Source organism: Nitrospira sp., from assembly GCA_024760525.1.
Lineage (GTDB): Bacteria > Nitrospirota > Nitrospiria > Nitrospirales > Nitrospiraceae > Nitrospira_D.
The window spans coordinates 3,794,385-3,812,361 of sequence record CP060499.1 but is presented as its reverse complement, the minus strand read 5'-3'; the positions used below and the strand labels follow the sequence as shown (position 1 = coordinate 3,812,361).

At 60.9% G+C, this 17,977-nt stretch carries 6 protein-coding genes; all 6 read left to right on the top strand.

What is annotated here, in order from left to right:
* Window positions 1-6: 6 nt before the first annotated feature.
* Genes H8K04_17900 through H8K04_17875 form a run of 6 tightly spaced genes read left to right on the top strand, consistent with a single transcriptional unit; the run spans window position 7 to window position 17,977 of the window.
* Window positions 7-3,342: a hypothetical protein gene (locus H8K04_17900; protein ID UVT15652.1), complete on the top strand. Its 3,336-nt coding sequence runs from the start codon at window positions 7-9 to the stop codon at window positions 3,340-3,342.
* A gap of 54 nt (window positions 3,343-3,396) precedes the next feature.
* A complete protein-coding gene (locus tag H8K04_17895) occupies window positions 3,397-5,871 on the top strand; it encodes a S8 family serine peptidase (GenBank protein UVT15651.1) in 2,475 nt (824 codons plus the stop codon).
* Window positions 5,868-9,164, top strand: coding sequence for a hypothetical protein (locus H8K04_17890; protein UVT15650.1), 3,297 nt, complete (start codon window positions 5,868-5,870; stop codon window positions 9,162-9,164). Before H8K04_17895 ends, H8K04_17890 begins: the two co-directional genes overlap by 4 nt.
* A gap of 19 nt (window positions 9,165-9,183) precedes the next feature.
* Window positions 9,184-11,802 (top strand): hypothetical protein, encoded by a 2,619-nt coding sequence (locus tag H8K04_17885; GenBank protein ID UVT15649.1) that lies wholly within the window; start codon window positions 9,184-9,186, stop codon window positions 11,800-11,802.
* A gap of 22 nt (window positions 11,803-11,824) precedes the next feature.
* Window positions 11,825-12,637 carry a hypothetical protein gene (locus H8K04_17880; GenBank protein ID UVT15648.1) on the top strand — a complete coding sequence of 271 codons (813 nt, stop codon included), beginning with the start codon at window positions 11,825-11,827 and terminating at the stop codon, window positions 12,635-12,637.
* A 21-nt stretch (window positions 12,638-12,658) separates the two neighbouring features.
* Complete coding sequence (locus H8K04_17875) at window positions 12,659-17,977, top strand: hypothetical protein (GenBank protein ID UVT15647.1); 5,319 nt, start codon at window positions 12,659-12,661, stop codon at window positions 17,975-17,977.

The following is a 17,977-nucleotide window of genomic DNA, read 5'->3' as shown; positions in this document are numbered from 1 at the left end:
TCGAGTATGGGAAATACGGTCACCAATTCGGCGGTCGGACTCGGTAAGGCTCTGTCGATCCTCAACGAAGTCGCCCGGACTTCCGCCTCGGCCAACGCATTCGTCAATTTTCTGGGATGGAAGCTCCCGCCCGGACTGGAAGAGATAGGGCTGACCGGGATCGACCTGACCAACTTTCTTGCCAAGCTCCATCTCGTCTTGGAGTCTTCCGAATCCGAATGGGAGGATGAGGTGTTGATGGCGGTCCGCATCGGGGAACTTGCGAGCGCCATGGCAAACCTGGTCCAGGACATCAATCGATATTCGGACGAACTGCCGACGCGACTCGCTGCGCAAGGCGATTATATTTCCCGCACCAACATTCATACGCAGCTTCCTAGACGAATCTTCGATTTGCTGCTGACCGGCTATCTCTCCAGTACATCTCCGCTAGCCTCAGCCGTTCTCCATCTGATGAACATTTTCGAGTTCAAACATTTCGAAGCCGATGACAGCATCCATCAGGTCGAGCACATTCGCGCCATCGTTCATTACAATCATCTGAAGGCATTCCTGTCGGATCCATCACGACATCTGCGAGAAACATACGGGTGGGGCACTTCCCATTTTGCCGTCGAGGATCTTCTTAACCGGATTGGTCAGGTGTTACGTGCACTCGGCTCGACGGTTCGGTTTCAAGCCATGGAACGCCGCGCCGAAGAGATTCTTCTCGGTCGCCGGCTGCGCGACGATGAAACAGATCCATCCCTCCAACTGATCACTCATCTCTACGAACAAGTCGGCGATATCGGGGGACTGATTGTCGGGCTGTCGTTGTTCGGCGCGAGGCCGACCTCACCGAATGCCGAGGACGGTGGCATTGGACTGTTGCCGATCATGCGTGGACAAGTGGATGGCGAAATCCCTCTGCACATATTCGAGGATACAGTCATTGAACTCTCAGCTCATGCCGACGTGCTCAGACGTACGGCGATGATTCTCCGGCCCAACCTGCCGTTGGACGTTCGGACCGCTCCCAGCTTGGGAACGCTCGCGAACGGCCGCGTCATGCTAGGTTTCCGTCATGGTCGCCCCGACGGCACGCCTCTTACCTTGGTCTCATTTCCCGGCGGTTCGGATCTGACGGTCCGACAGATCTCGTTCAAAGGTGGGTTTGACAAAAGCACGGATACCAGCCACGAAAGTTTTTTCGAGCTTGCTCTCACCGGCGCTGACGTGGTGATGCCGTTGTCCGAAGCCGACGGATTTCTCGTCGGAACGATTGGTCGAAATCGAATCAACACGCCATTCGATCTCCTGCTCGGCTGGACGAGCCAACGAGGCATCTACTTCCAAGGAGCCGGCGGAGTGGATGTCACTCTATCTCTGAACAAGTCGGTCGGTCCATTGCGTCTGCAGGCTCTCCATCTGGGCTTCGACGTTCAAGAAGAAGGATTCGAGACAGAAGCGAGTATAAACGGAAGCCTCACCATCGGGCCGATCACTGCCACGATCGAGCGACTTGGCGTGACCGTCAGCGTGTCTTTCAAAGACGGCAACCTTGGCTTGTTCAACCTCTCTCCGAGCTTCAAGCCGCCGAGTGGGGTGGGGCTGGCGATTCAGGGGCCGGGGGTGGCGGGAGGCGGGTTCCTGTTCTTCGACCCGGCCAAGGGCGAGTACGGCGGCGTGCTGCAACTCGAATTGGGGGAGCGTATCGCCGTGAAGGCGATCGGGCTCTTGAGCACCCGGCTGCCCGATGGGAGCAAGGGCTACTCCCTCGTGCTGCTCATCACCGCCGAAGGGTTTACACCCATTCCCCTGGGCTTTGGCTTTACGTTGACCGGCATCGGGGGCCTGCTGGGCGTCAACCGCACGGTGCGCACCGAGACCCTGCGCCAGGGACTCAAGACCGGCACTCTCGATTCCCTCCTGTTTCCCCGTGACCCGGTGCGGAACGCGCCGCAACTCGTGAGCGACCTGCGGGCCGTGTTCCCACCCGCCCCCGGCCGACATGTCCTAGGCCCGATGGTCCAACTGCGCTGGGGCACCCCCACCTTATTGACCCTCGATCTGGCAGTGCTGCTCGAACTACCGACGCCGGTGCGGCTGATCGTGCTGGGCCGGCTGCAAGTTCTGCTGCCCAACCAGAGTCATCCGCTGGTCCAAATCCGCATGGACGCCTTAGGCGTGCTCGATTTCAATGAAGGCACCGTGGCCCTCGATGCCACGCTCTACGACTCGCGCATCCTGGACTTCACCCTGACCGGCGACATGGCCCTGCGCGCCCGCTGGGGGAGCCGGCCGAACCTCGTGCTGGCCATCGGAGGAGTGCACCCGCGATTTCCAGCACCGCCAGGCCTCCCCGTGCTCAGCCGCCTCGCGCTGACCCTGGCCGATGGCGCCAACTTGCAGCTGCGCTGCCAGGCCTATCTCGCCGTCACCTCCAACACCGTGCAGTTCGGGGCGCGGGTGGATTTGCATGCGGCGGGCGGCGGCTTCAGCTTCGACGGCATGCTGAGCTTCGATGCCCTCGTGCAACTCGCGCCGTTGGCGTTTCAGGTCGATGTCGCCGCGGCCATTGCGTTGCGCTACCGGGGCCGCCTGCTGATGGGGATCTCGTTCAGCGGGATGCTCGCCGGGCCGACGCCCTGGCACGTAGAGGGCAAGGCCACCATCAAAATTCTGTTCTTCAAAGTGTCCGTGCACTTTGAGCGGCAGTTCGGCGCCCGGACCGTGCCCCCGTTGCCCGCCGCCGTCGATGTGCTGGCCTTGGTCACCGACGCCCTCCGGGACCGTCGCAACTGGAGCGCGACACTCCCGCGCACCGAGCCCGCCATCGTCACCCTGCACGAGACGACCCCCGCGGCCCAAACCCTGCGCGTGCATCCGTTAGCGGAGCTGACCGTGCGCGAGCGCGTGGCCCCGCTCAAGCGCCGGATTACGAAACTCGGCACCGCGCCGCTGCGCGGCGGCCCCACCACCGTGATCGTCACGGCCACCCATCGCAGCGCGATCCCGCAACCGGTATCCACCACCCCGGTGCAGGAGCCGTTTGCCTTGGCGCAATTTGAGGAGTTAAGAGACGACGAGCTGCTCGCGCGGCCGGCCTTTGAGACCCACGAGGCGGGGCTGACCTTCACGCCGGACACGGTGGCTTTTGACGAGGACCCGGCGCTCACCGGCCCGCTGCGGTATGAGACGCTCCTCCTCGATCCGACGCGGCCGCCGCAACCGGCGCAGCCCGGCTATACCCTGTCGGCGGCGGTGGTGACGCGGGCGGCCGTCTTTGGGGCGGCGGGCCAAGCCGTGCTTCGCCGCCATGGCCGGGCCCGCTATCGCGCCGCTGAACTCGTGGCTGCATAGAAAAGGGCGACCAATGGCCGCATGTGGGGCCAAAAACTTCGAGCGGAGATCACAATGAACAAGAAGCTCGATCCTGTACTGCGAACGAAATTACGCAATGCAGGGCTAGGTATACCGGAACCGACGGCAGCGCGGAGGCCTCGCGGACTTTCCCGAGATCAACAAGTTGGAGTCATCGTTGAGTTCACGGGGAGTGTCGATGATTTGACTCGTGTCGGCTTTGAACGACACAGTTTAGTGCAGCATCCCACGAAGGGCTACAAGATTGCCACGGGTCTAATTCCGGTAGAGCGGCTCGAGGAACTTGCTGGACTCCATCACGTAGTCACGGTTGAAGGCCCACGGAGGATGCATCGGGAGCTGAACTTTAGTCTTCCGGAGATTGGTGCGACCACGGTCCATACGGGCACTCATTCGCGAAAGGGCGATGGAGTCGTGGTTGGTATCATCGACAGTGGTATCGACTGGCGTCACGGGTCCTTCGTCAACGAGGACGGGACATCAAGAATCCTCGCTATCTGGGATCAGATGTTGACACGAAGAGCCGGCGAAACCAGTGGTCCCAATGGTGTCGGCGTCGTCTATAACCAGGATCAGATCAGCCAAGCCCTTAAAGGTCGGGCGAGGGTCAGGACCAGGGATGTCGATGCCAGAAATGTTCACGATGGACACGGGACCCATGTGGCCGGAATCGCCGCAGGCAACGGCAAACCGCCTACCTGTTGCCACGTCGGCCGCACGTATGTGGGCGTCGCACCGCAGGCAAATCTCATTGTCGTCCGATTCGATTATACAAATCTCGAGGAGATTGGAGAAAACCAACGACTGGTCGAGGCCATCGAGTTTATCTTTAGCTTCCTCGACGCAATCGATAAGCCGAAGGTCATCAATATCAGTATGGGAGACAATCTCGGTCCTCATGACGGCACCAGCGCCGTGGAGCGAGCGATTGACGCTCACGTTGAAACGGGCGATTTCCTGCATCATCCGCATATTGTCGTCAAATCGGCGGGGAACGAAGGCGGGCAACTGCGGCATGTGCACGGGAGTGTTCCGGGGAACGACCGGCTCGATATTGAGGTTGAGGTTCCTAAAGATGTCACGAGGGATGCCTATCTGGATCTGTGGTATGAACGGGCCGGCACCCTCAACTTGACGATCACTGCTCCGGGAGCAGTTACGAGCCCGCCCATCCCCCACGGAACTGATCTTCCGGCAAATGCCGCCGCTCCGCCGTTTATTGCCAATCCTACTGCGGCGGCGAATCGTCAATCTCAAGTCGAGGTCGATGGGACCATCAATGGAGAGCACAATCGCGATAATAATTTCCGTATCACGATTCACGATCCCGTACGAGGCGCTCTTCCACACGGTACTTGGAGATTGACACTGGTCAATCCGAACGCCGGTCCTGTGGCGTTCCATTGTTGGATCGAGCGCGGGTCCAATACGCCGACGTTTCTTCCTCCAACATCTCCAGCTGACGGCAAGATTCGCGCGACGCTCGATTCGACGCTGAGCATTCCGGGGACTGCTGCGCAAGTTATCGCCGTCGCCAATCACGAGTCCCGCACCAGCCGCTGCGATTGCTGGCCTTCAAAGGGCATTGTCTCATCTTCGAGCCGCGGTCCCGTGGCCAAGGGCCCAGCCACCAACCAAAAACCGGAGATTGCTGCGCCTGGCTTGGAAATTACATCGGCGAAGGCTGACGCGGCCAATTTCCGGGGCCGTTGTTGCGATTGCTGTCCCGATGCCTGTTGCTGCCTCTATGAGGATCTGACGGGGACGAGTATGGCGGCGCCGCATGTGACGGGAGCGATCGCCTTGCTTCTTGAGGAGAATCCACGACTCACGAGGGCGGATATCGTCCGACATTTGCAGAACACGGCGAGGGACAGACCGGCGGGAGGATGGGATGCGACGTGGGGGGGAGGAAAGCTCAACATTCAAGCGGCAATCGACGCCGTTCGTGCTGCGGCAGCCGGAGGCGGTGGAGGGGCGGGCGGCGGCGGGCCAATCATGCATCCTCCGTTCAGCCTCGAGGATTCAGCACTGAGCGGGAGCGAAGCCTCGAACTTCCGCTCCATTCGTCCTTCCATTACGCCTCGCTTTACTCGTGAACAGTCAAATCACCGTGCGCCTTCCGCGCAGCCGTATGCATCGTGGCTGCAAATCATTCGTGAGAGACTCGCAGCGTTCCCCGAAGGCGAGTACGTGGCCGCAGCCATTAGCAGACACTTCACTGAAGTCCGACGCCTTATTAACAGCAACCGTCGGGTCGCGACTATGTGGCATCGTGCAAGAGGACCACGCCTTCTTCGACGGCTTCTACAAGGAACGACGACTGATGATGGCCGGATGTCTGATGAAATGTCAGCACCTTATTATCTCGAACGCTGCCTGGGGTTAGTCGCTCAGCAGGCCAGTCCCCGACTTCGAATGAGTCTTGATCGCTATCGAGCATTTGTGATTAAGCTGCTGACCAATCCTGAGACTTCCGTAATGCCAGGAAGAATTGGACAGATATGAGCGGTACGGTCGGCACACTCGAGCAATTGGCGGGTGAACTCGCCCTCGTCTTCGAGCCACTGGCTCGACGGGCAGAGGAGGGTACTCTGGACGAGTTGTTGCCGTCGCTCGGTCTTCGTTCATTCGATATTGATGCTGAGGCGAATCCTCTCGTTGATGGACTTGCCGCTAGTGCGTCGGCTGCCGCCAATCTCGAACCCCTCATCGACGATCTGATTCAAGCCATAAGCCAGGACGATCGAGCGGCCATCATCGGGTCCACCGCCGAATTGCTTCAGCAGATTCATGCTCTTCTCGAAGCAGTACGGAACATGGTGGAGATTCTCCGATCCCTTGGCACAGATCCTGGACTTCCTCCGCAACAACGCGCTGATCTAGCAGCCTTTGCGAGTGTCTTTATTGAACGGCTTCTGAATCAATTGCTTGTCGAATATGTCGAGAAGCGATTTCCTCATATAGCCCTGCTCCTCATCACCACTGGTGTTATTGAAATCGTTCATGAGCCGAGTGTGTCAAACCAGTCACTCCAAGGACCCTACGTCCGAAGAACCTTCCACTTGGGACGACTTGCCAAGCTGTTCACGGAGCCGATCGTGCTCCTGCGCGAGGTGTATCGATGGGGAGATCCGACATTCGACGGGTTGGTCCTTTTCACGACGTTGCAGACCTTGCTGAGCCAAAAATTTGGGATTCCCGCGGAAATCATCCATCCACCTGGCGAACCGGCCTTGCTGGAAGCATTCGGATTCAACCTGGAGGTCAACCGAAGTTTCACGCCGCCCGGCCTCGACTTGGCGCTACGTATGCCGACTGCCATTGATCGCGCCGAGACGATTGAAGAAGGCGACTGGCGAGCGACCTTCGAAACACTCATCCGTGTCCAGAGCGACATTTCGGCGACGATTCGTCCGCCTTTTGATCTCGAATTCCATCTTCCCGGAGGCCTGAGCGCGGATTTTCGTCTGGCAGCGGAAGTCGCCCGCTCAAACGCCGCAGCCCCGTTTGTGGTTGTGGGAACGGCGGGCGGGTCTCGGCTGGAAATGCAGAGCGTGCAAACGCGTCTGCGTTTGGATTTGCACTTCGATGCCGGTGGACCAACCCGTGCGATCGTTGATCCCGCAATCGAGTTCAAGGTCGATCGCGCTCAGGTGGTTCTGGATTTCTCCCAATCTGACGGTTTCCTTGCAAGTATCTTTTCAGGAAAGGGATTCAGCTTCCCCTTCGATATCGCCGGAGAATGGTCGCTGGTGCGTGGAGTCCATCTTCGGGGCGGAGCTGGGCTTGAGACGACGATAGCGATCCATCGTAATCTCTTCGGAGCCCTGACGGTCGACTCACTGTATTTCTCGCTTCAACCGACGGCGCTCAACGGGAGCAGCGGAATTCAACTGGTGGCTGCTGCAACCGCCACCGCACAGATAGGTCCAGTGGCTGCGACGGTGGAACAGGTGGGACTCGTTGGAATACTCCGCTTTCCTCCACAAGGCGGCAATCTTGGTGTAGCCAACCTGGAACTGGGCTTCAAGCCGCCGAGTGGGGTGGGGCTGGCGATTCAGGGGCCGGGGGTGGCGGGAGGCGGGTTCCTGTTCTTCGACCCGGCCAAGGGCGAGTACGGCGGCGTGCTGCAACTCGAATTGGGGGAGCGTATCGCCGTGAAGGCGATCGGGCTCTTGAGCACCCGGCTGCCCGATGGGAGCAAGGGCTACTCCCTCGTGCTGCTCATCACCGCCGAAGGGTTTACACCCATTCCCCTGGGCTTTGGCTTTACGTTGACCGGCATCGGGGGCCTGCTGGGCGTCAACCGCACGGTGCGCACCGAGACCCTGCGCCAGGGACTCAAGACCGGCACTCTCGATTCCCTCCTGTTTCCCCGTGACCCGGTGCGGAACGCGCCGCAACTCGTGAGCGACCTGCGGGCCGTGTTCCCACCCGCCCCCGGCCGACATGTCCTAGGCCCGATGGTCCAACTGCGCTGGGGCACCCCCACCTTATTGACCCTCGATCTGGCAGTGCTGCTCGAACTACCGACGCCGGTGCGGCTGATCGTGCTGGGCCGGCTGCAAGTTCTGCTGCCCAACCAGAGTCATCCGCTGGTCCAAATCCGCATGGACGCCTTAGGCGTGCTCGATTTCAATGAAGGCACCGTGGCCCTCGATGCCACGCTCTACGACTCGCGCATCCTGGACTTCACCCTGACCGGCGACATGGCCCTGCGCGCCCGCTGGGGGAGCCGGCCGAACCTCGTGCTGGCCATCGGAGGAGTGCACCCGCGATTTCCAGCACCGCCAGGCCTCCCCGTGCTCAGCCGCCTCGCGCTGACCCTGGCCGATGGCGCCAACTTGCAGCTGCGCTGCCAGGCCTATCTCGCCGTCACCTCCAACACCGTGCAGTTCGGGGCGCGGGTGGATTTGCATGCGGCGGGCGGCGGCTTCAGCTTCGACGGCATGCTGAGCTTCGATGCCCTCGTGCAACTCGCGCCGTTGGCGTTTCAGGTCGATGTCGCCGCGGCCATTGCGTTGCGCTACCGGGGCCGCCTGCTGATGGGGATCTCGTTCAGCGGGATGCTCGCCGGGCCGACGCCCTGGCACGTAGAGGGCAAGGCCACCATCAAAATTCTGTTCTTCAAAGTGTCCGTGCACTTTGAGCGGCAGTTCGGCGCCCGGACCGTGCCCCCGTTGCCCGCCGCCGTCGATGTGCTGGCCTTGGTCACCGACGCCCTCCGGGACCGTCGCAACTGGAGCGCGACACTCCCGCGCACCGAGCCCGCCATCGTCACCCTGCACGAGACGACCCCCGCGGCCCAAACCCTGCGCGTGCATCCGTTAGCGGAGCTGACCGTGCGCGAGCGCGTGGCCCCGCTCAAGCGCCGGATTACGAAACTCGGCACCGCGCCGCTGCGCGGCGGCCCCACCACCGTGATCGTCACGGCCACCCATCGCAGCGCGATCCCGCAACCGGTATCCACCACCCCGGTGCAGGAGCCGTTTGCCTTGGCGCAATTTGAGGAGTTAAGAGACGACGAGCTGCTCGCGCGGCCGGCCTTTGAGACCCACGAGGCGGGGCTGACCTTCACGCCGGACACGGTGGCTTTTGACGAGGACCCGGCGCTCACCGGCCCGCTGCGGTATGAGACGCTCCTCCTCGATCCGACGCGGCCGCCGCAACCGGCGCAGCCCGGCTATACCCTGTCGGCGGCGGTGGTGACGCGGGCGGCCGTCTTTGGGGCGGCGGGCCAAGCCGTGCTTCGCCGCCATGGCCGGGCCCGCTATCGCGCCGCTGAACTCGTGGCGTAACAGGAAGGGACCAAGACCCATGCCCGATCTGCCGCAGGCTACATATCGCTTCTTTTCCTGGTTGAGACAGGGACTTCTCGCGGACTTGTCGAATTTTGGAGGATCACCTGCTACGAACTCCGGGCGCCTTGTGTATCCCGTCCGTCTGCGTGTGAACGACGGCCAGCCCGTTGACATCGACGCGCAGCTTTATGGACCCGGCGATGTAACGGGTATGGACGCTCGAGAAGTGATTCGGCTCGAGCCGCCTCGCTTCATGACCGATTTCGAGCCGAACTATTTCCCGAGTATAGAATTCGATCGGCCGGATTTTCCATGGCTCTTCACTCCCACGAGCGCGGACAGCAATCGACGACTCCGTCCATGGATTTGCTTGATTGTCGTCAAAAAAGACGGAGCGACACTCACGACAGATGCCGGTAAGCCGCTCTCGGTACTCGAGTGCTCACGAGCGGAGTTACCCAATCTCGAGGAATCTTGGGCCTGGGCACACGCGCAAATCGTGTCGAGCGACCAAGCCCCTCCCGATCCGTTGCCGCATCCCGCCTTAAAGCAAATTTTGAAACAACACCCCGAGCGAACTCTGTCACGACTTCTCAGTCCGCGTCGTCTCGATCCCAACACCGCGTACTACGCTTGTCTGGTGCCGACCTGCGAGGTCGGTCTGAAAACCGGCCTTGGCGAGGCCGTGACGCCCGACGAGGAACAGGCCATGAAGCCGGCCTGGTCTGTCAGTTCAGGAGCGGGCACAACCGCTCCCATCACGCTGCCGGTCTATTTCCACTGGGAATTCCGTACAGGGGTTGAAGGCGATTTTGAATCGCTTGCCAGGCGTATCGAAGCGAAGCCGCTTCCCGAGACTATCGGGTTGCGTCAACTAGACATCAGCGCGCCGGGTTGGGGAATGCCCTCCAAGCCGAAGGGGTCTGAGGGGACTGTGCTCGATCTCGAAGGAGCGCTGCGGACGCCCGAAACGAATCCGCGTGACTGGCCGGAACCGGCACGCACCGCGTTTCAAGACTCCCTTCGTACGATTCTCAATATTCCGGCTTCCTTGAATTCGACCGGGACAATTGCCGCGTTGGGCCCGCCGCTCTACGGTCAGTGGTACGCGAAACAGGAAACGGTTCCACCGGCAAGCCAGCCGCCACATTGGTTTCGCGAACTGAATTCGGACCCACGGTATCGTGTCGCCGCCGGTCTGGGCACCTCTGTCGTGCAGCAGGATCAAGAACAGCTCATGGCATCGGCGTGGGATCAGCTCGAAAAAAAGAAGCAGGACAATCTGCGGTTGAAGCGTGCGCAGTTGGCCGAAACGGTCGGCGGCTCGCTGGTGAAAAAACATCTGGCGTCCCTCGATCCTTCGAAGCTGCTTCAGTTCGCCGGTCCTACACTCGGGGGCCTCAAAGATTTGGCGCCGCCGGCCGGGTTACCGTCCGATCCTCGGCGTCTGGTCGGACATGCCGCGCTTTCGGGCACCTTTCGTCGTTTGAATCGGCCTCGCGGGCCGTTGGCCACACGGCTCGGCCACATCGATGCCGCACGTCTGAACAACCGGATTCCTGCTCTATTCAGCAGACGTGAGGCGGACACGTCCCGTCTGTTTGCCGCCGCAACGCTGAGCGAGACGCATCGACGCATTCAGTTGGCCGCCGACTGGGCCGGACTGAAAGCGAATATCCTGACGCAGCTCGATCCCAAGGCAACCGTACTGACGGCAGTGCGTGAAACGGTTCCTTCCGCGGAAAGCATCGACGTCGCACTTTTTGCCCCGACCTTTCCCCAACCCATGTATGAACCCATGCGGGATGCGTTCCCCGACATGCTGCTGCCCGGCATGGATCAGATCCCCGCCAACAGTATCGCGTTGCTCCAAACGAATCCCTCATTCATCGAAGCCTATATGGTCGGCCTCAACCACGAAATGAGCCGTGAGCTGCTGTGGCGGGGGTTTCCAACCGATCAGCGCGGCACCTACTTTCGCCAGTTTTGGGACGCCCAGGGTGATCTGCTCGAGGGCAGCGAGCAAGAGCGTGAGGCCCGCCGGGATATCACGGCAATTGCGACATGGAGTGACGAAAGCCATCTTGGCAGTCATGGGGCACAGGGATCGAGTGAAGGCCAGCTGGTCCTCTTGATTCGAGGAGATTTGCTCCGCCGCTATCCTCGTGCCATGGTCTACGCCGTAGAGGGGATCTGGTCGACCGACGGCACCCGCCGCGAGTTGGGTGCCACTGAGCTGTATCCCATGTTTCGAGCGACACAGGCACCGGATATCACCATGCTTGGGTTTGCGTTGACCAAATCCCTCGTCCGTGGTGCGGACAATAGCCAGAACAGCGGCCATGCCGGCTGGTTTTTCGTGCTCCAAGAGCAACCGACGGAACCGCGATTTGGATTGGATGTGGCCAAAACGTTCGGCGGCACACCGGACCATTGGCCCGATCTTTCGTGGGGCAACTTGGCGTCAAGTGAAGATGCATTCAAGCAACTTGTCTATGTACCTATTGATGGACTGTTGAAAAACGTCGTGCGGGACAACATCCTCTGGGGAAAGAACTCGGCCCATATGGCATCGATCACGCGGCAGCCGCCCTTCCGCGTGGCCATCCACGCCAGAACGTGGTTACGTACGTAGCGCAACGACGGGAGAGCGCATCATGCCCTACTTGGAAGAGGAACGAACGCGACTTCAGGCTGAATTACAGGCTGCCGTTGTGGAGCAATCCGCTCTGACCACCAAGCTGAGCGCTCAACAGCAAGCCGTGACCGCCGCCCAGGCGCCAGTGACTGTGGCGCAGGCACAGCTGGCCCAGAGACAAGCGGAAGTCTCTCTATTACAGGAGGCTGTCAACGAAGCGGACAGTCGGGTGGCTGAGGCGGATCAGCAAATTCTCGACGCCTCCGAACCTGAGCCGGGCATCTCACCGCTGGAGCGGCGGCGAGTGCTTGCCGCTCTCAGGCGACAACGAGAGCAGGCTCGAGCGCAGGCCGCGGCGGCGCGTGCGAGATTGGACGCCGGCCGGGCCGTTGTGGCTCAGGCACGGGCGGCCGTGCAAGCGGCTGAGCGCCAGGTGAACGATGCACAAGCGGGAGTCGTCGCCACACAGACGGCAATTGCCGAAGTCCAGGCACGTCAGCAGACGCTGCAACAACGGATTGCGAGCATCGCCGACGTAAATGCAGAGATCGACCGAGACCCGCTCGACCGTATGACGGTGGAGCAGTTGGCCGCCGAACTTTCGGTACGTGTTTTTGAGTTGGAAGATGCGCACGTTCAGGCGCGTCTGGAACAGGAAGATGCCGAAGAACAGTTGCGCGGCCTCATCGCTCGCCGTGATGATCTCATGAACCGAATCGCGGACGCGACGACGAGACTTCCCGATGCCCAAACGAGACTCGAATCGGCACGACGCGCATTGGCCGAAGCCGAAGCCAACATCACAGCCGCATTTGAAGAAGGGCCTCTCTAGAATGAGGAAAGGAGCACTCGCGTGAAGCCGATCGGTGAGGGGCCTGAAATTCCGGATCGTGTCCGCCCCGCGGTGCTGCGCGCCTGGAGGACACGGCTACTGGGACTTCAGCGGATACATAGCCGTGCTGTCATGAATGCCCAAGCGGCCCAGCGGCTCGTGACCAAGCTGACGAGTGATCGGGCACAATGGCAGAGCGAGCTGGCGCAGGTGCAGCAGCACATTCCTGTGGCGCAGCAAGCGGTGGAGCAAGCGAAGAACAAGGTCGCTACCATATCGTCCCGGCTGACCGATCACCGAGCCGCCCGCGATGCCGCGACCGCGCGACTCCTCGGGACGGACCGCTTGAGTGGGAGAGTGGCCACCTCACAACCACTCTTATTGTTGCCCGTCCGCCTGGAAACCAGATTCATGACGAGAAGCGGTGAAGCCGGCACCGACCTCTTGGTGCGCGTCTATCCCGATGATATCCACGTCGATACGCATGAACCGGAGCTGACCGTCGATGAAGAACAATGGGGACGGGAGTACTGGAAACGTATCACGACCATTCCCCAAGGCCAGGATACAGCAGAGGTAAACCGGCAAGCCTGGCGGCAACTCGCGGATCGATTCGGCTCTCCACGCGCGGCGTGGATTGCCACGGTGTTGGACCCCGGTCAATCGAGATCTCCTGGACGGCGAGCCGATGTGTGGACCCGTGCTCCCCATACGCGAGCCCTACCAGACCGGTGGGTCGTACTCGCCTATCGCGGCGAACGCCCCTTGATTACTGCGTGGGGCAGTCAGATTCCCGATCAGTTGTCGGTTGGTCCCGCTCCGCAAGAGACCGGGTCTCTGCCTGACGATGGCAACCTGCCCATCGATGAAGGCATGCGTTGGATGATCGATTTTGCAACGGCTGAATCAGTCGGTATGGGGGTTCGAATTTCCCTCACGGAAGAACAGGCCAACGCCGGCTTTGAACGTGTGGTCGTCCTTGGAATCAAAGCTTCGCTGGATGCTCCGGCGACCGCTACGCGACTCGTGGATCTTTTCGATGCGCACCATTATACCGACGGCGTAGCGTTCATCGGGCAGAACACACCGACCAATAACACGGCTGAAGGCTCATCTGGATATCGTTCCGGCCGAGATGCCGAAGTGACGTTTGCCATTGAACGGGGAGCCTCGCTGGTCCAAGCCGGATCCGACGGGCAACTGACGGCGCAAGCCTTAGGGCTGACCCCTGCCGTCTTCGCGCACGTTCGTGGAGCAGATGGTACGGATCAACGTCACGCCGAGGCCATGAACGCGGCGCTTTTATCTCTCTGTGACAGCGCCATGTTGCGGCAACTGTCTGCTTCGATCAGTCAGGATATGCTCCGCGAGCACTTCATGGGGTTTGTGCGAGCACGCGGTCCTTTTCCGGTCTTGCGGGTCGACACACAACCATACGGCATCTTGCCCGTAGCCGCGTTCAACCGTTGGTCCTCCAGCGTGACCAATGGTCCCGAACCCGGATTGGCAAGTTGGTGGCTCGCGCAGCGTCAGATACGCCGCCAACTCATCCCCCGCGCACTCAGCACACTGACGGAGGACAACCCGGTTGCGTTGTTGGCTCAGCAGGCGACCTCGGCTGGGTATGCTCAACGAGAATTCTCGGATGCGAGCCGGACTCCGCCTGTCCCGCTTCCGCTTATCGCGACGTCGCTTCGAGATCTGCTGCTTAAACAAGCCTTGGCCGCTCGTCCCGATCCAGATTTAAATTTTCTGTTGACCTTGCCGGATGATGTACGACAGTCGTTGCTCGCCGAAGTGATCGACCTCACAACGTTGCGGCTCGATGCGTGGGGTACCTCGTTGGCCACCAGACGGCTGGCCGCTCTCCGAAAGTCTCAGCCGACAGGAATTCGCATCGGAGCCTATGGCTGGGTGGAGGACGTGCGGCGTGCGGCGGTTCCGCTGGAAGCAGTCTCCATGCCTCCTGGAGGGGTTGAGGGTCCTCTCTTCTTGGCGAACGGCAACCAAGGCCATGTCCATACGCCCTCTCTTGACCACGCGGCGACGGCTGCGATCCTGCGAAGCGGCTATCTGTCTCATAAGCAGACTGGTGATGGAACGGACAGTCCTTTTGCAGTCGATCTCTCGTCCGATCGCGTGCATCGAGCCAAATGGATGCTTGATGGAGTCCGCCAAGGGCAATCGCTGGCCACCTTGCTCGGGTATCGCTTTGAGCGAGGGCTCCATGAGAACCGGCTCGATCGCTTCATCCACCGATTCCGGGCGTTGGCGAGCCTGAAAGAGGATGACCGGCTTGCCGATGCGCGCCGGAAAGTCGTGTTGGCCGAAAGGCTCGCGCAAGAGGTGGCGGTGTTGCGGATGAAGCGGGATCAGTCGGCTCAAAGCGCGAAGGATGTGAGGGCCCTCAAGGCCGAGCGGGAAGGGCTGCTGCAGACCTATCGCATCGAGCTCACCACCATCGCAGCGACAGCGCAGCAGGCTCAGAATGCCGAGGCACTCGTTGGACAGATTGCTCAGACCTTGACCCAGCACGAGAGCGCGAAACCGGAGGGTCGTGTAGGCGAGGTGGTGAGCGGTCGCCTGACCGTTGAATTACTTGAACAACGGGACGCGGACCAGTGGGTCAATCGCCTTGAAGAACTCGATCACAATCGATCTACGGCTATGGCCCAGGCTGCTGCAGCCCGCGCTGTGGTGAACGCCCGTGACACAGCCCACGCCCACGCAGAACAAGCAACGGCGAGACTTCTTAACGCCACGGTTCTCGAGTCAATTCCTGCCGCAGAGCGCGCGATCGCGCACAACGAGGAACTTGCCGCCCAATTTGAGCGGCAGGCGATCGACATGGAAGGAGGGCAGTTCGGCAGGGCCGAAGCCGGCCTGGCGGCGGCGAGGAATGAATTGGCGACACTGCTGGCCCAACGGTGGGACCAAGCCCTTGAGGCCTTGCCGGCCAACAATGTCGTGGACGGCCTCGATCTGCACCGCCGATGGAAGGACAGTCAGTCAAGTTCCTCGGGTCAGCCGCGCTGGGACGTTACGACCATTCCATTCGGCAATACGACGCTCGGCTTTCCGAATCCGGGCACAACCGATTTCAATTCATTGATCGAACAGCTGAAAAGTTTGGACGACCTTGTCGATGCCGTGGGTGACACGGTGGTGGCGGAAAGCGTGTACCAGCTCGTGCAAGGCAATCCGCTTCGTTCCGGGGCGACGCTGGATGCCATCGCCACGGGTGAGTTGCCGCCTCCAGAGTTGGACGTCATTCGCACCCCACGAAGCGGCATCGGCTTGACACATCGTCTCTGCGTGCTGTTTCCTGCGACACTCGGGGGAACGATCTCGACGTGGCCGACCGGCCCTGAGCAGGTGCGTGCCGTTGCCGAACCGACACTCAACGCCTGGGCCGCCACGCTTCTGCCGAATCCCGCCAAGGTCCGCTGTCGAATTGATTACGTCGATCCGGCGAGCGGCACCATTGTTCACACGCTCGAAGCTCCTCTCACGGCGCTGAAGCTTTCGCCGCTCGACGCGGTGTTCATGGCGGAAGGACAGGCGCACGCGCAACGGGCGGAATTGGAGCAGCGCTGGTCGAATCACATGCTCCGTACGCGACCCGCCACGATCCCCGCTCAGGCACAGGTTCGACTGCATTTCGAGCGCGACTTCGATTGGCCGAGTGATGTCGTCAGCGTGGGGGAGTTTCTCGAAATGACCCGCACTCTGCGTCGATTGTTCGCCAACGCGCGGTCGATCGATGGACGTGATCTCTCGCTTCCGGAGTCACCGGCTGTGTCAGCCGTGCAGAGTGTAGAGCTGAGTCGCCGAGTGGATCAGGCTGTGCGGTCGTTCACAGAAGCGAGCCAAAACCTCCAGCGGATGATTCCGCCCAGTGGGGGCGCCGAGACCGCAATCGATCTCGAAACACTTCGCACGGGATTGATGCGAAGCGCGGCATTCGGCATTCCGGCAGCCGTTCCGTTGGACGTGGTGGGATCTGGCTTGGCCGTGCAATCGCTCTTGCTCACGCAGGTGCGTTCCGTGGCTGCGGAGATGCAAGGGCGTCTGTCTCGTATTGCCGATGCCGATCGTACGTTTGACCGCGCACATGCGCTGCCTGAGGAGCAGCGGGAGCATGACCTTGCTCGATTGAAAATTGTCTTCGGATCGGATTTTCTCGCGCTCCCTCACATCACACCGGCCAATGCCGCTCAATTGACTGAAGCGTTCGACGCCAGTCTCTCCTTGCAAGGCAACGATCCGCTGGCAGCCGTCACCTGGCTCCAACGCGTGGCTCATGTTCGCCAGGGTGCGATGCGCCTGGAAACGGCGATGCTGTATGCCGAGACGCTCGGAGAGGAGGCGCACCTCAATCTTCAGGTCGGCCAACTGCCCTTTGCAGGGCAGGATCGATGGGTGGCGTTGCCAAGCGGGCCCAATCAATCCATTCCTCGGGGGCGTCTGTCGCTCGTGGCACAAATTCCGTCCGCTCAAGCGATTCGATTCGATCAGCCGCTTACGGGACTACTGATCGATGAATGGGTGGAGGTCGTTCCAAGCCCGCAGGAGACCACAGGCGTCGCGTTTCACTACGACGGTCCGAACAGCGCTCCCCCGCAGGCGTTGCTTCTCGCCGTCTCCGCCGATCAGCGAGAGGTCTGGGATCTGAACAGTCTCGAGGCCATCATGCAGGAGACGACCGATTTGATGCGCTTACGAGCGGTCGCGCCTGAGAGTCGCGGAGAAACGGTTTGGGTTGACGACGAGCTGCCTGCCGGTGCCAGCCCATTCGGAGACGGGGAAGGCTGGACATGGATTCGTGCCCACCCGGACCCTCTCTTGGGAAGAAAATCCCATCAATCGGCTCTTGTGCCGGAGCTCCATCAACATTTCTTTCAAGGCGCGAAGTTTCCGTTGTTCGTCAGTGTGGGCGATCGATTGTTCGCTCACGTGTACCTCGATCCGCAACGCCTGCCGCGTCAGGTCATGCTGCAGTGGCACGACGGTACATGGGAACACCGTGCCTATTGGGGAGAAAATTTGATCTCGTGGGGAAGCGACGGCACGGTGAGCCGTCAATTCATGGGACTCCTTCCTCCGGCGGGCCGATGGGTGCGTTTGGAAGTTCCGGCCGCCTTGGTGGGATTGGAAGGACGGGCAGTGGACGGTATGGCGTTCACTCTGTGGGACGGAACAGCAACATGGGACTATGCGGGCAAGCGGTCATCGGATCCCGTCGGATCGGCGGCCACCGATCTCTCGATGCCGGCCCTGCTCTTCGATGGGGCCGGCATTGATTTTTCCAGCGTCCTGGACCGTTCGACCGGAGAATAG

Coding starts and splice junctions, on each gene's coding strand:
- H8K04_17890 (UVT15650.1), top strand. CDS start 5,868: ATGAGCGGTACGGTCGGCACACTCGAGCAATTGGCGGGTGAACTCGCC.
- H8K04_17880 (UVT15648.1), top strand. CDS start 11,825: ATGCCCTACTTGGAAGAGGAACGAACGCGACTTCAGGCTGAATTACAG.
- H8K04_17885 (UVT15649.1), top strand. CDS start 9,184: ATGCCCGATCTGCCGCAGGCTACATATCGCTTCTTTTCCTGGTTGAGA.
- H8K04_17895 (UVT15651.1), top strand. CDS start 3,397: ATGAACAAGAAGCTCGATCCTGTACTGCGAACGAAATTACGCAATGCA.
- H8K04_17900 (UVT15652.1), top strand. CDS start 7: ATGGGAAATACGGTCACCAATTCGGCGGTCGGACTCGGTAAGGCTCTG.